We start from the raw sequence: 13,368 nt of genomic DNA on the forward strand, positions 1-13,368 counted from the left end.
GGTTCGGGCGGGGGCTGGGACGTTCGGCCTGGCCTCAACCGAAGGTGAATGAGTAGGCATCCACGCCACCTCCCAGCGTCACGGTCAGCTCTCCCTGCTTGCTCTCGTCCCCTTCGAAGAGGAGGTACGAGCCCGGGTTGCCTTCGACTTGGATCTCGCGGGGGCCCGTGCCGTCGTCGACGGTCACCGTTCCGGATCCGCCGAGCACCATCCGGATGGTCGAGGCGGTGTACGAGAGCTTGATCTTGCCTTCGTCGTCGCTTCTGATGCCCTGCGAGTCGAGGTTGAAGTCGCCCTCGAGCGCGAAGGTGTCCTGCTGCTGCTGTGCGGGGAACGTGAAGCTGCGGTCGCCCTGTCCGTAGTCACCCTCGCCGGCGTAGTTGACGACCTTCGTCGGCATCAGGTAGGTCTCGGGGGTCGTGCTTCCGAGCTCTGGCGTGGTGTCGGACGTGTCGGTCTCGCCCGGCAGCTGCACATCCGGGTTGGCTTCCTTGAGGAGGTCGCGGATCTGGGCTTCCGTCTCCGCGTATCCGCCCTCACCGAAGTGGATGGCGCGGACGGTGCCGTTCGCGTCGATCAGGTAGTGGGCTGGCCAGTAGCGGTTGCGGTAGTTCGTCCACGTGCCGAGGTTGTTGTCGAGGGCGACGGGGTACTCGATGCCGAACTCGTCGATGGCGTTCGAGACGTTGGAGGCTTCCTTCTCGAAGGCGTACTCGGGAGAGTGGATGCCGATGACCTGCAGGCCCGCGTCCTTGTAGGCCTGGTCCCATGCGGTGACGTGAGGGATGGAGCGGATGCAGTTGATGCAGGAGTAGGCCCAGAAGTCGATGAGCACGACCTTGCCCTCGGCTGCCTGCGCTGCGAGCTGCACCTCTTCGCCGTTCGGGGTGTTCATCCACTCCTGGATGTCGAGGATCTCGGGGGCGGGACCGCAGTCGCCGAGCTCAGGATCACCGGGCGTGCAGTTCGTGAGCTGCTCGTTCTGCTCGTTGACGAGGCCACCGAACGCGAGGGCCTCTTCGACCTGCTCGTTCGAGTTGAACTGCTCCTGCAGGCCCGCCGTGTAGTCGGGGACGAGACGCTGCAGGATCTGCGGCAGGTTGAAGACGAGGCCGATCGCGAGGGCGATCATGACGACGCCGGCGGTGATGCGGATGCCGCGCTGGTGCTTGCGGAAGGACTTGACGCGCTCCCCCACCCGACGCCCTGCGAGGGCGAAGATGAGGAGCGGGATGGCCGCGCCGATGCCGAAGGTCACCGTGAGGATGACCGTCTCGATGCCGATCTGGCCCGTCGAGCCTGCGACGGTGATGGCGGCGAGCACGGGGCCGGCGCATGGCACGTAGACGGCGCCGAGGGCGACGCCGAGGAGGAACCCGCCGCGGTCGGTGTTGACCTGCTTCTGCGGGATCCACGAGAACGGCTTCTCGAGGAGGTGCTCGAACTTCGGCACGATGAGGCCGATTCCGATGAGCACCAGCACGATGATGCCCGCCCAGCGGAGCACGTCCTGGGGGAGGCCGAGGAGGCTGAGGAGCAGCGAGCCGAGCAGCGTGAAGACGCTGAAGCTTGTAACGAGGCCCAGGATGACGAGGTACGGACGGGCGGATGCGCGCCGCTTCGTCTTCTGCTCGCTCTTGACTCTCGTCTTGAGCGCGCCCTCGTCGGGCCCATCGGCCCCGGGATCCTGGGCCTCGGCCTGCATCTCCTCGTCGCTGCGCGCACCTTGCACGCCGCCCGAGAAGAAGATGACGGGCAGCACCGGGAGGATGCATGGCGATATTCCCGTGATGAGGCCTCCGAGGAAGCCGATGAGTCCTAGCGAGATCATGTTGCGCTCCCTGCAGCGTGGCTGTCAGGCGGTCAGTGATGCCTGTGAACTGAGTTCGGAGCGGTGTCCGTTTCGGTTTGGTCCCACCACCTCTTCTCTCGCTGGAAGGGGTCACGGACTGGGCCCGGAGCGCCTCCCATATGAGAGGACTCCGAACTCGCGATTCGGGCGTCCCGGAATTTATTCCGAACTTTTCCAATCCGTCCCGGGAGGGCCTCCGAATGTCTCAGTGAACCGCAACGGATGCGGCTCCGGCCCACCGGCCGAGAAATGAGGAGTGAAGTTATGCGCACTATCACCAGGAAGGGCTCACTCGCCCTCCTCTCGCTGGCGGCCATCTCGACCTTCGGCCTGGCAGCCTGCTCGAACTCGGCCCCCACGGCTGAGCCTGACGCCTCGATGGAAGCGTCCCCCATGGAGACGACCATGGAGTCGCCGATGGAGACCTCCATGGAGACAATGGACCCAGCCGCCAACCTCGTTGGCCCCGGCTGCGCCGACTACGCGGCACAGGTACCGGACGGCGCTGGCTCGGTTCAGGGCATGTCCCAGGACCCGGTCGCGGTCGCGGCTTCCAACAACCCGCTGCTCACGCAGCTCACCGCAGCTGTCTCCGGCCAGCTCAACCCTGACGTCGACCTCGTCTCGACGCTGAACGGTGGCGAGTTCACGGTCTTCGCACCAGTGGATGAGGCCTTCGGCAAGATCGACGCCGGCACCATCGAGACGCTCAAGACCGACGCGGACCTGCTCTCGGGCATCCTGACCTACCACGTGGTCGAGGGGCAGATCCTGCCTGACGAGATCGCCGGCGAGCACACGACTGTCCAGGGCGAGACCGTCACCGTCGAGGGCTCGGGCGACGACCTGACCGTCGGTGCCGGTGGCGCCAAGGTCATCTGCGGTGGAGTCCAGACGGCCAACGCAACTGTCTACCTGATCGACTCGGTGCTCATGCCGCCGTCGAAGATGTAAGACAGCAGTCACTACCACGAATAAAAGATAAGGCCCCGGATCTTGCATCCGGGGCCTTTGTCTGCGTTGTTCCGCCGCAGAACCACGCCCAGCTCGCGGATATCACAGGACGGGCACGGGTTTCCGAGTATTCACGCACAGGATTTCCATATACGGATATCGAGGGTCCACAATGGATTGTCCGGTGATCAGCCTGATTGCGCCGCGGGGCGCCACAAGCGCCGCAGAGGCAATCAGCGTCCGACACCGGCGACTACAGTCAACATCGAACTTTGGAGCTCTCATGGGATTCCTCGCATTCCTTCTTCTCGGACTCATTGCCGGGGCCATCGCGAAGCTCATCCTGCCCGGAAGGCAGGGGGGCGGCTGGATCGCGACCCTCATTCTCGGCGTCATCGGCGCACTGCTCGGTGGTTGGATCGGCGGCATGCTCTTCGGTGAGGGCGTTGACGCGTTCTTCTCGCTCAGCAGCTGGCTCCTCGCCATCGGTGGCTCGATCATCGTGCTCCTCATCTGGGGCTTCATCACGAGCCGCGGCAGCAAGAACAAGGCGTAAGACGCCACGCACGATCACGACAGCGGGTCCCGGCAATCGCCGGGGCCCGCTGTTTCGCGTTGCGGGCCCTCTCTTTCCCGGCTGGTCCGCCTGAACGCTGTCGCAGCTCGCGACTGTGGCGTCGTGCACAGCGCACGCGGAACGTCCTCAGCGTGGGCGACGCGCACTGGTGTGGTTTCCCGACCATCACGACGGTCGGGTGCGGAGACTTCACCCCGTCACGATGGCGGGGCGGGCGCCCGCACGCCCCGACTGCTCCGACTGCTCCGACAACGCAGAAGACCCGGCTGCCAGAACGGCAACCGGGTCTTCGTCTGTAGCTGGAGAGAGATTCGAACTCTCGACCTCACGATTATGAGTCGTGCGCTCTCACCAACTGAGCTACCCAGCCAAGGGTTTCTGCAACAGACACCTGCTCCAGAATGGAGCCCCGAGTCGGGTTTGAACCGACGACCCCTTCCTTACCATGGAAGTGCTCTACCACTGAGCTATCGGGGCGAGATGCCAATCGAGCTTGTGGCTCGGAATGGCACCAGATGAGGATAGCACCTCACGGAACCCCGTGAGAACACGACCCTCGTCGTGGACCGAGTGTTACGCGCCTGCGCTTTCGCCAGGCATCGTGACGACCGTGGAAACCACGTTGAACTGCGTGAGGAAGGCGATCGGGTCGATCTTGTTGCCATCCGCCGTGTGCACCTCGAGGTGCAGGTGGGGGCCAGTGGATGCGCCCGTGTTTCCGACCTTGCCGAGCTCGTCGCCGACCTTGACGACGTCGCCGACCTTGACCGAGATGGAACCGGTCAGCATGTGACCGTAGACGCTCTCGTAGCTCTGGCCGTTGATGACGTGCTCGACGATGACGTGCACGCCCAGGCCGCCGTTGTCGGTCGGGGTGACGCTCTTGACCGTGCCACCGGCGATCGAGCCGATCGGCGTTCCCTGAGCGGGTGCGAAGTCGATGCCCATGTGGTTCGTGCTGCCGATGCCACCGGGCGAGACGCGCGGCCCGAAGTCGTCGGTGATCGCGACGCCGACCGGGAACGGCCACTGCACGGTCGAGGACAGGTCGTTCTTGTACGTGCCACGGTCGACGAGGCTCATGAGGTTGGCGGCGGTGGCCGACCCCATCGTGGTGACGGCGTACGCGTCTTCGCGCTCGACCGTCGTGCCTTCGCCACCGGAGACCGTGAGGGTCTGGCCGGGAACCGAGGAGACGGCGTCGGCGAGCGCTGCTGCACTGTCGCCTGCGACCTGGTCTTCCTGGGTGGACGTCGCGTTGGCCGGCATCGTCGAGACGACGGCGATGGTCGCTGCGAAGCCGAGTGCCGTGACGCCTGCCGCGCCGCGGAGGAGGGCGCCGCGCTTCTTGTGCGACGTCTCCGAGTTCTTGACGCGGACGAGGCCGCGGCGGCCGGTCTTGCTGTCGACCTCGGGGCGGAGCGCCTCTTCGTTGCGAGCGAAGCTCAGCGGAACCTCGAGGACCGCGACCGAGGCGCGCTCGATGCGAGCCGTCGACTCGGTCTCGTCGGAGCGGATCTGTGCGACTTCGGCGATGCTCGGCGTGACGATGGAGGCGGGAGCCGGCGCAGGCGCGGAGACGACCGGGGCTGCCTCGGCGACCGACACGAGCTGCGGCGCGAGAGCCGCGGTGATGACGGGGGCCGTCTGCACTGGAGTCGAGGTGCGCTCCGCCTCGCGGCGGGCACGGCGGGAGGTGAATGCCTCCGGCGTTGCCTCTGGCGCGCTAGCCGCGAGCGATGCGAGACGCTCTGCTTCGCGGAGTTCTCGACGGGTCATGGGCGCCGGCTGAGCCTGCTCCTGGCCCGATGTGAGAAGGGAAGTCAACGATTCAAATCCTTACCGCGGTTTATAACGAACTGGTAAATAGTAACGCGCAGGTCACGGAAACTTCAAGGTCTCCGCAGAATCGAGAGCCCGTGCCATCCAGCCGAACGACCCACGCACCGGCCGCCTGGCCAGCAATCACGCGGGAATCCGCGCGTGCCAAAGACGTTTCAAGTCCGGAGATTTCCCTCGGGACGAGCGCACCTCGGGCGTGCCACCGCCACGAATTCAGAGGCTGGCCCCAGGAAGCGCCGTGACCAGATCGGCCAGCTCGAGCTCCAGACCTGGCTTCGCCGCGATGATCAGGCGGCGCCCCTCGCGCCCCATCGCCTCGCCCACGACGACGGCGCCCGCCTCACGGGCGACGAGCGCCGCCCCCGCGTGATCCCACGGATTCAACCCCGACTCGTAGTACGCGTCCAACCGGTTGATCGCGATGTTGCAGAGATCAAGAGATGCGGCGCCAACGCGGCGCAGGTCGCGCACTCGGCCAGCGAGCGTCTTCCACTGCTCCGCCTGCTGCACCCGACGCTCCGCCGAGTAGCTGAACCCGGTGCCGACGAGCGCGAGCTCGAGTGGCGGGGCAGCATCCACGTGCAGTCGCTCGCCGTTGCACCAGGCCCCCTGCCCGCGCATGGCGGTGAATGACTCGCGACCCTCCGGGTTGACGACGGCGGAGGCGAGCGCGGTGAAGCTCGCGGGTTCCGAACCGGGGTCGCCGAGAACGACCGCGACACTGACCGCGTAGTTCGGGTAGCCGTAGAGGTAGTTGACGGTGCCGTCGATGGGGTCGACCACCCACGTCAGCCCCGTCTCGCTCGCCGTTGCGTCCGACTCCTCGCCGAAGAAGCCGTCGCCGGGGCGCAGCTCCTGAAGACGGCGGCGGATGTGCGCCTCTGACTCTCGGTCGGATGCAGTGACGATGTCGACCGACGACGACTTCGTGTCCGCGACGGCCACGCCCTCGTTCCGGCGGGCGGCGACGAGCTCGCCAGCCTCCGTCGCGAGCGTGAGCGCGATATCGAGGAGCTCTCGAAGCTGCTCGAGCGTGAACTGGTCGGCGTCCTGGGCGGGGGCTGAAGCGTCGAGTTGTGGCACGGGTGGAGCGTAGCAAGCCCGCAGTTCCGGCTTGTTTCTGTGTTTGTGTTTGCTTCTCTTGTTTTACGTCCGCTTGGGGCGTACGCTCTCCACCAGAACCAACACTCGGATCGCACAGGAGCATCCATGTACGCAACGGAGCGGCACGCGCTCATCCTCGAACGCATCACCCAGCACGGGAAAGTCGCCGTGCGCGAACTCGCAGGGGACCTCGACGTCACCCCCGAGACCATCCGTCGCGACCTCGACCAGCTCGAGCTCGAGAACCTCGTCAGACGAGTCCACGGCGGAGCGGTCAGCAACGCCCTCGGCAGCCTCGCCGAGACCGCCGTCGCCGAACGCCAGCCGCTCAACCACGACGCGAAGGTCCGCATCGGGGAGGTCGCCGAGCGACTCATCCCGCGCGGCTTCACCGGCTCCATCCTCATCGACGCAGGCACCACCACGGCCGAGATCGCGGCCGCCCTCGTGCGACGCCCCGCCGACGAGCTCGCACGACTCCAGGTCATCAGCAACTCCCTCCCCATCCTCGCCCTCCTCGCCAGCCGGAGCGAGCTCACCACCATCGCCATCGGTGGCCGAGTGCGAGGCCTCACGAGCGCCGCCGTCGGCCCAAGCGCCCTCGCCCAGCTCGCCGCACTCCGCCCCGACCTCGCCTTCGTCGGCACCAACGGGATCAGCGCCGAATTCGGGCTCAGCACCCCAGACCCCGACGAAGCGGCAGTGAAGTCAGCCATGTGCCGCGGCGCCCGACGGGTGGTCGTCGCCGTCGACGCCTCCAAGTTCGACCAGGACGCCCTCACCCACATCGCGCCGCTCTCCGGCGTCGATGCGCTGGTCACCGACCAGCCCCCGCGTGCGGCACTCGCCGCCGCGCTCACCGAGAACGACGTGGAAGCAGTGCTCGCATGATCGTCACCGTCACCGCCAACCCAGCAATCGACAAGACCCTCGCCCTCCCCCACCAGCTCGCGCGAGGTGAAGTCCAGCGGCTCACCGGCAGCGAGTCGCAGGCAGGTGGCAAGGGCATCAACGTCTCCCGCGCCCTCCGCGCCTCCAAGCTCGACAACCTCGCCATCTTCCCCGCGTCCGCAGACGACGACTTCACACGCCTCGTCGAGGCCGAAGGACTCCGGATGCTCCCCGTGCGCATCGAAGGCAAGGTGCGCACCAACTTCGCCGTCACCGAGGCCGACGGCACCACCACCAAGCTCAACGAGCCCGGACCGCGACTCAGCACAGCAGAAGCAGACGCCCTCGTCGCAGCCGTCGTCGCCGCATCCCACGGCGTCGAGTGGCTCGTCCTCGCCGGCTCCCTGCCGCTCGGAGTCGACTCCTCCTTCTATGCAACGCTCATCGAGGCCGTCCGCGCCGAGCTCGGCAGCGCATCACCGCGCGTCGCCGTCGACAGCTCGGACGCCCCGCTCGAAGCGCTCCTCGCATCCGGAACCCGCGTGCAGCTCATCAAGCCGAACGCATTCGAACTCGCCGACCTGAGCGGCATCTCCGACGGAGACACCCTCGAAGCCGACCCGCAGCTCGCCGCCGACGCAGCAGGACGGGCACTCGAGCGAGGCGCCGACGCCGTGCTCGCCACCCTCGGCGGCGCAGGCGCCATCTACCGCGACGCCACCACCAGCCTCTTCGCCACCCCGCCACCCACTCGCGTCCGCAGCACCGTCGGAGCAGGCGACTCGTCGCTCGCCGGCTACCTGCTCGCGAGCGTCACCGGGGCCACCCCCGAACGCGCCCTCGCCCAAGCCGTCGCCCACGGAAGCGCCGCAGCTTCCCTCCCAGGCAGCGGAGTCCCATCCCCCGAGCAGACCCAACCGGACCTCGTCCGCATCGACCACCTCGCCACCACCGGCGACCACAGCAACAGCACCGCAACCAGCACCAAGGAGAACGCATCATGACCACCTACATCACGCCAGGGCTCGTCGCCCTCGACGTCGACCTGGGTGCGGACAAGACCGATGTCATCCGCAACCTCGCCGAACGCGTCGTCTCGCAGGGCCGCGCGACCGACGCCGCAGGGCTCGCCGCCGACGCCCTCGCCCGCGAAGAACAGGGAGCCACCGGCGTGCCCGGCGGCATCGCCATCCCCCACTGCCGCTCCGGCGCCGTCACCGAGGCCACCCTCGCCATGTCACGCCTGAACCCCGGCGTCGACTTCGGCGCCCACGACGGGCCAAGCGACCTCGTCTTCTTCATCGCCGCCCCCGACGGCGCCCACGACGAGCACCTCCAGATGCTCTCCAAGCTCGCCCGCTCCCTCATGGTCCCCGAGTTCAACGACTCGCTCCGCGCCGCGACCACCCCGGAAGAGATCGTCGCGATCGTCGAGAAGGCGCTCGAGCCAGAGGAAGCGAAGCCAGCAGCGGCAGCCGCGGCCCCCGCGCCTGCCGACAGCGGCGCATCCACCGGCCCCGTCATCGTCGCCGTCACCTCCTGCGCCACCGGCATCGCCCACACCTTCATGTCAGCGGATGCGCTCACCGCGAAGGCCAAGGAGATGGGCATCGAGTTCTACGTCGAGCCGCAGGGCTCCTCGAAGGTCACGCCCCTCGACCCGGCCATCATCAAGCGCGCAGACGCCGTCATCTTCGCCAACGACGTCGACGTGCGCGACCGCGGCCGCTTCGCCGGCAAGCCGGTTGTGCAGTCACCCGTCAAGCGCGGCATCGACCACCCCGACGAGCTCCTCAACGAAGCCGTCGCCGCAGCCAAGGACCCGAACGCGAAGCGCGTCCCAGCCGCCGACTCCAGCGAAGCATCCGAGAACAACGCCAACGAGAGCGTCGGCGCCCGCATCAAGCGCTGGCTGCTCACCGGCGTCAGCTACATGATCCCGTTCGTGGCAGGCGGCGGCCTCCTCATCGCACTCGGCTTCCTCCTCGGCGGCTACGACATCGTCAGCGACGGCCGCAACACCGACATCATCCTGCAGAACTCCCTCTTCAACCTGCCGCCGGACGAGGCAACCCGCTCGGGCCTCCTCGTCTACCTCGGCGCCGTCGCATCCGCCATCGGGCAGGCCTCGATGGGCTTCCTCGTGCCAGCCCTCGCCGGCTACATCGCCTACGCCATCGCCGACCGACCAGGCATCGCGCCCGGCTTCGTCGCCGGCGCCGTCGCAGGCATCATGGGCGCCGGCTTCATCGGCGGCATCGTCGGTGGCCTCATCGCAGGTGGCGCCGCCTACTGGATCGGCTCGTGGAACGTGCCCCGCTGGATGCGCGGCCTCATGCCTGTCGTCATCATCCCGCTCGTCGGCTCCATCATCGCCTCCGGCCTCATGGTCATCCTCCTGGGCGGACCCATCGCAGCCCTCACCAACGGCCTCAACACCTGGCTCACCGGCCTCACCGGCGCCAGCGCCGTGCTCCTCGGCATCATCCTCGGCACCATGATGTGCTTCGACCTCGGAGGCCCCGTCAACAAGGTCGCCTACGCGTTCGCAGTCGCCGGCCTCGGCGCCGGGTCGTTCGACAACCAGGCACCCTGGATGATCATGGCCACCGTCATGGCAGCCGGCATGGTCCCACCGCTCGCCATGGCACTCGCGACCACCATCGCGCCTCGCCTCTTCTCCCCCGTGGAGAAGGAGAACGGCCGTGCCGCCTGGCTCCTCGGCGCCGCCTTCATCTCCGAAGGCGCTATTCCCTTCGCCGCAGCCGACCCGCTGCGCGTGATCCCCGCCAGCATCCTCGGCGGCGCGGCCACCGGTGCCATCACCATGGCGACGGGCGTCACCTCACAGGCACCCCACGGCGGAATCTTCGTGTTCTTCGCCATCGGCAACCTGCTCTGGTTCGTGCTCGCGATCCTCATCGGAACCGTGATCTCCGGCCTCACCGTCGTCGCGCTCAAGAAGTGGGTGCGCAAGGCTCCGGTCGACGCCGACGTTCCGGCCGCCGCCTCGCTGCAGGGCGAGATGGCGCACTAGGTCGCTCGCATCGCGGACACCTCCCTCTGACTCGGGATGGGTTCCCCGCTTCGGGATGGGTTGCAGCCCATCCGGAAGCGTGGAACCCATCCCGAGACTCGTTGCAAGAGCGTCCGCGCACGGGACCGGTGCGATGTCGTCCATCCCAGTAGTCCGCATCGTTACTCCAGCGAAACTTCCCTGCGGGCATACTCACACTATGGACTTCATCAACGAACTCATACTCGCCGGCGGTGATCTGCTGTGGACGTGGGCAGTGCTGCCCATCCTGGCCCTGCTCGGTGTGTACTTCACCATCCGCTCCGGCGTGGTCCAGTTCCGCCTCATCCCGGAGATGTTCCGCACCCTCACGAACAAGACCCCCCTCAACGAGGCGGGCGAGCCGCAGTCGGTCTCCGCGTTCCAGGCGTTCACGATCTCCGCCGCGTCGCGAGTCGGAGTCGGCAACATCGCCGGCGTCGGCACCGCGATCGCCATCGGCGGGCCAGGCGCAGTGTTCTGGATGTGGGCGATGGCGTTCATCGGCGGCGCGTCGAGCTTCGTGGAGTCCACGCTCGGGCAGCTCTACAAGGTGCGCGACAAGGACAGCTTCCGCGGCGGGCCCGCCTACTACATGCAGTACGGGCTGAAGTCGCGCTGGATGGGCATCCTCTTCGCCGTCATCCTCGTCATCTGCTTCCCCTTCGCCTTCAGCTCCCTCCAGGCGAACACCATCTCCGCGACCGTCTCGGCGAGCTTCGACGGCGACGTCAGCTGGATCCCATGGGTCGTCGGCATCGTCCTCGCCGTCCTGACCGCGCTGGTCATCTTCGGCGGCGTGCACCGCATCGCCTCGATCACGCAGGCCGTCGTGCCCCTCATGGCCCTCATGTACCTGCTCATGGGCATCGTCATCGTCGGCATGAACATCGACCAGCTGCCGGTCGTGTTCGGACAGATCTTCACGCAGGCGTTCGGCTTCAACGAGGTGCTCGGCGCAACGGTGGGCACCATCATCATGACCGGCGTCAAGCGAGGCATGTTCTCGAACGAGGCAGGCCTCGGCTCAGCCCCGAACGCAGGCGCCAGCGCCGCGGTCACCCACCCCGTCAAGCAGGGCCTCGTGCAGACGCTCGGCGTCTACTTCGACACGTTCCTGGTCTGCTCGATCACCGCCTTCATCGTCCTCGTCTCGACGCCGGACCTCGCGGGGGCAGAACGAGGAATCGCGCTCACGCAAGCGGCCGTCGTCGGGGCGCTTGGGCCGTGGTCGAACATCCTGCTGAGCATCATCATCTTCCTGCTCGCGTTCAGCTCGATCATCGGCAACTACTACTACGGCGAATCGAACATCGAGTTCATCAACCCGAACAAGACCGTGCTCCGCGTCTACCGCTTCGCCGTCGTGGCCGTCGTCCTCCTCGGATCCATCGCCTCGGCCGACCTCATCTGGAACACGGCAGACGGCATCATGGGGCTCATGGCGCTCGTGAACCTCGTCGCCATCGGTCTCCTCTCCGGCGTGGCCTTCAAGCTGCTGAAGGACTACACCGATCAGCGCAAGCTGGGCAAGGATCCCGTCTTCACGCGCTCACGCCTCCCGGAGCTCCAGGGCGTGCACTGCTGGGAGAACGAGCTCAGCGTGACGGGCCCCGTCGCCGTCGTCGACGAAGCCAAGGCGCGCGGCTGACCCGGCGTACCTGACGCAGCGCAGCTGCCGCGCAGAACAGAGCCGGGCCCGCATCCACTGATACGTGGATGCGGGCCCGGCTCTTCTCGGTTGGCGCTGGAGTCAGCTCTCCTTGGTGTGCGGCTGCGAATCGCGCCCGTCGACGTGGGCGTCGATCTCGGACTCGTCGGCGTCGCTTCCGATCGGCGTCCTGTCGATGTCGGGGATGCCGTCCTCGTTCATGTCGTCGCTGCGAGCGCGCTTCGCGTCGTGACGCAGGGTGATGGCGGCGAGCACGGCTGCGAGGAGGCTGCCACCGAGCACGGCGAGCTTGGCAGCCGCCGTGTGCTCCGAGTCGGGGAACGAGAGCTCGGCGATGAGCAGCGAGACGGTGAAGCCGATGCCGGTGAGGAAGCCGACCGGAAGCAGGTCTCTGACGCCGATCGCGTCGGGGAGCCTCAGCGGTGTCAGCTTCACGACGAGCGCCGTCATGCCGAGCACGCCGATGAGCTTTCCGAGCACGAGTGCCGCTGCGATCGCGATGAACACGGGCTGCGCGACCACCGCTCCGAGCCCATCGCCATCCACGATGTTCACACCGGCGGCGAAGAACGCGAAGACGGGCAGCGCGAAGCCCGACGAGAACGGACCGATCTTGTCGCCGAACCGATGCGTGCGCGAATCGGTTTCACCGTGGACCTTCTTGGATGGCACGCAGAACCCGAGCAGCACACCCGCGATGGTCGCGTGCACGCCCGCCTCGTGCATGAGCACCCAGGCGATGATCGCGATCGGCAGCAGCAGCCACCAGGAGGGTCGCTTGGAGCGGACGACGAGCAGGAAGACGCCGACCGCGACGAGCGATCCGAGCAGCGCGAGCAGGTTGATGCCCGCCGTGTAGAAGATGGCGATGATGACGATCGCAAGGAGGTCGTCGACGACCGCGAGCGTCAGCAGGAAGGTGCGGACTCCGCGCGGGAGGCCTCGTCCGAAGATGGCGAGGACTCCGAGGGCGAAGGCGATGTCCGTCGCTGTCGGGATCGCCCAGCCGTGGAGCGCGGAGGTGTCGCCGAGGACGGTGACCGCGATCACGTAGAGGATGGCCGGCATCGCCATTCCCGCGACGGCGCCGAGGACGGGCACCGCCGCCTCCTTCGGCTTGCGGAGGCTGCCCGAGACGAACTCGTGCTTCAGCTCCACGCCGACGGTGAAGAAGAAGACCGCGAGCAGGCCGTCGGCCGCCCAGGTCGCGAGCGACAGGTCGAGGTGGATGGCGGCTGGCCCGATCGTGATCGCGCTGAGCGCCTCGTAGCCTCCGCGCCACGGCGAGTTCGCCCAGATGAGGGCGATGGCGGCCGCGAACAGGAGGAGGGCCCCTCCGGTGGTCTCGCGCATGATCCACGCGTTCAGTCGCGCGAAGCCTGTCGGTCGAGTGGCGGGTGCTGTCATGGTTCTCCTGACGT

General features: G+C 67.3%; 10 protein-coding genes and 2 tRNA genes. 6 read left to right on the forward strand and 6 right to left on the reverse strand.

Going from position 1 to position 13,368, the window contains the following annotated elements; genetic code table 11:
• Positions 1–34 precede the first annotated feature (34 nt).
• On the reverse strand, positions 35–1,831 hold the full coding sequence (locus tag F8O03_RS13040) for a cytochrome c biogenesis protein CcdA (protein WP_151424229.1): 1,797 nt from the start codon (positions 1,829–1,831) through the stop codon (positions 35–37).
• 285 nt (positions 1,832–2,116) lie between these two features.
• On the opposite strand from F8O03_RS13040, the gene F8O03_RS13045 reads away from it, so the two are divergent.
• Positions 2,117–2,806, forward strand: coding sequence for a fasciclin domain-containing protein (locus tag F8O03_RS13045; RefSeq protein ID WP_104252061.1), 690 nt, complete (start codon positions 2,117–2,119; stop codon positions 2,804–2,806).
• Positions 2,807–3,089: 283 nt separating this feature from the next.
• On the forward strand, positions 3,090–3,362 hold the full coding sequence (locus F8O03_RS13050) for a GlsB/YeaQ/YmgE family stress response membrane protein (protein WP_151424230.1): 273 nt from the start codon (positions 3,090–3,092) through the stop codon (positions 3,360–3,362).
• A gap of 317 nt (positions 3,363–3,679) precedes the next feature.
• Here the strand turns inward: F8O03_RS13050 and F8O03_RS13055 are convergent.
• The 4 genes from F8O03_RS13055 to F8O03_RS13070 form a co-directional block, all read right to left on the reverse strand.
• A tRNA-Met gene (locus tag F8O03_RS13055) sits at positions 3,680–3,753 on the reverse strand.
• 32 nt (positions 3,754–3,785) lie between these two features.
• Positions 3,786–3,860: transfer RNA gene (locus F8O03_RS13060), tRNA-Thr, on the reverse strand.
• 96 nt (positions 3,861–3,956) lie between these two features.
• Positions 3,957–5,210: a M23 family metallopeptidase gene (locus F8O03_RS13065; protein WP_151424231.1), complete on the reverse strand. Its 1,254-nt coding sequence runs from the start codon at positions 5,208–5,210 to the stop codon at positions 3,957–3,959.
• A gap of 228 nt (positions 5,211–5,438) precedes the next feature.
• Complete coding sequence (locus F8O03_RS13070) at positions 5,439–6,308, reverse strand: inositol monophosphatase family protein (RefSeq protein ID WP_151424232.1); 870 nt, start codon at positions 6,306–6,308, stop codon at positions 5,439–5,441.
• Positions 6,309–6,434: 126 nt separating this feature from the next.
• On the opposite strand from F8O03_RS13070, the gene F8O03_RS13075 reads away from it, so the two are divergent.
• The 4 genes from F8O03_RS13075 to F8O03_RS13090 all read left to right on the forward strand — a co-directional run bounded on the left by F8O03_RS13075 (position 6,435) and on the right by F8O03_RS13090 (position 11,926).
• Positions 6,435–7,220 carry a DeoR/GlpR family DNA-binding transcription regulator gene (locus tag F8O03_RS13075; protein WP_151424233.1) on the forward strand — a complete coding sequence of 262 codons (786 nt, stop codon included), beginning with the start codon at positions 6,435–6,437 and terminating at the stop codon, positions 7,218–7,220.
• Complete coding sequence (locus F8O03_RS13080) at positions 7,217–8,224, forward strand: 1-phosphofructokinase family hexose kinase (protein ID WP_151424234.1); 1,008 nt, start codon at positions 7,217–7,219, stop codon at positions 8,222–8,224. The genes F8O03_RS13075 and F8O03_RS13080 overlap by 4 nt, the downstream gene beginning before the upstream one ends.
• Positions 8,221–10,257: a PTS fructose transporter subunit IIABC gene (locus tag F8O03_RS13085; protein ID WP_151424235.1), complete on the forward strand. Its 2,037-nt coding sequence runs from the start codon at positions 8,221–8,223 to the stop codon at positions 10,255–10,257. Before F8O03_RS13080 ends, F8O03_RS13085 begins: the two co-directional genes overlap by 4 nt.
• 199 nt (positions 10,258–10,456) lie before the next feature.
• The gene (locus F8O03_RS13090) at positions 10,457–11,926 is read left to right on the forward strand and encodes an alanine/glycine:cation symporter family protein (protein ID WP_151424236.1); all 1,470 of its coding nucleotides are present in this window, start codon (positions 10,457–10,459) and stop codon (positions 11,924–11,926) included.
• A 102-nt stretch (positions 11,927–12,028) separates the two neighbouring features.
• Here F8O03_RS13090 and nhaA read toward each other — a convergent pair whose 3' ends face one another.
• Positions 12,029–13,354 carry a Na+/H+ antiporter NhaA gene (gene nhaA, locus F8O03_RS13095; protein WP_151424237.1) on the reverse strand — a complete coding sequence of 442 codons (1,326 nt, stop codon included), beginning with the start codon at positions 13,352–13,354 and terminating at the stop codon, positions 12,029–12,031.
• Between the last annotated feature and the right edge of the window lie 14 nt (positions 13,355–13,368).

Source organism: Pseudoclavibacter terrae (assembly GCF_008831075.1).
In the GTDB taxonomy this organism is placed as follows: Bacteria; Actinomycetota; Actinomycetes; order Actinomycetales; family Microbacteriaceae; genus Pseudoclavibacter; species Pseudoclavibacter terrae.

Bases quoted from the DNA above. Each gene is read 5' to 3' on its own strand.
- nhaA (WP_151424237.1), bottom strand. From the start codon at position 13,354: ATGACAGCACCCGCCACTCGACCGACAGGCTTCGCGCGACTGAACGCG.
- F8O03_RS13040 (WP_151424229.1), bottom strand. From the start codon at position 1,831: ATGATCTCGCTAGGACTCATCGGCTTCCTCGGAGGCCTCATCACGGGA.
- F8O03_RS13045 (WP_104252061.1), top strand. From the start codon at position 2,117: ATGCGCACTATCACCAGGAAGGGCTCACTCGCCCTCCTCTCGCTGGCG.
- F8O03_RS13090 (WP_151424236.1), top strand. From the start codon at position 10,457: ATGGACTTCATCAACGAACTCATACTCGCCGGCGGTGATCTGCTGTGG.
- F8O03_RS13050 (WP_151424230.1), top strand. From the start codon at position 3,090: ATGGGATTCCTCGCATTCCTTCTTCTCGGACTCATTGCCGGGGCCATC.
- F8O03_RS13080 (WP_151424234.1), top strand. From the start codon at position 7,217: ATGATCGTCACCGTCACCGCCAACCCAGCAATCGACAAGACCCTCGCC.
- F8O03_RS13075 (WP_151424233.1), top strand. From the start codon at position 6,435: ATGTACGCAACGGAGCGGCACGCGCTCATCCTCGAACGCATCACCCAG.
- F8O03_RS13085 (WP_151424235.1), top strand. From the start codon at position 8,221: ATGACCACCTACATCACGCCAGGGCTCGTCGCCCTCGACGTCGACCTG.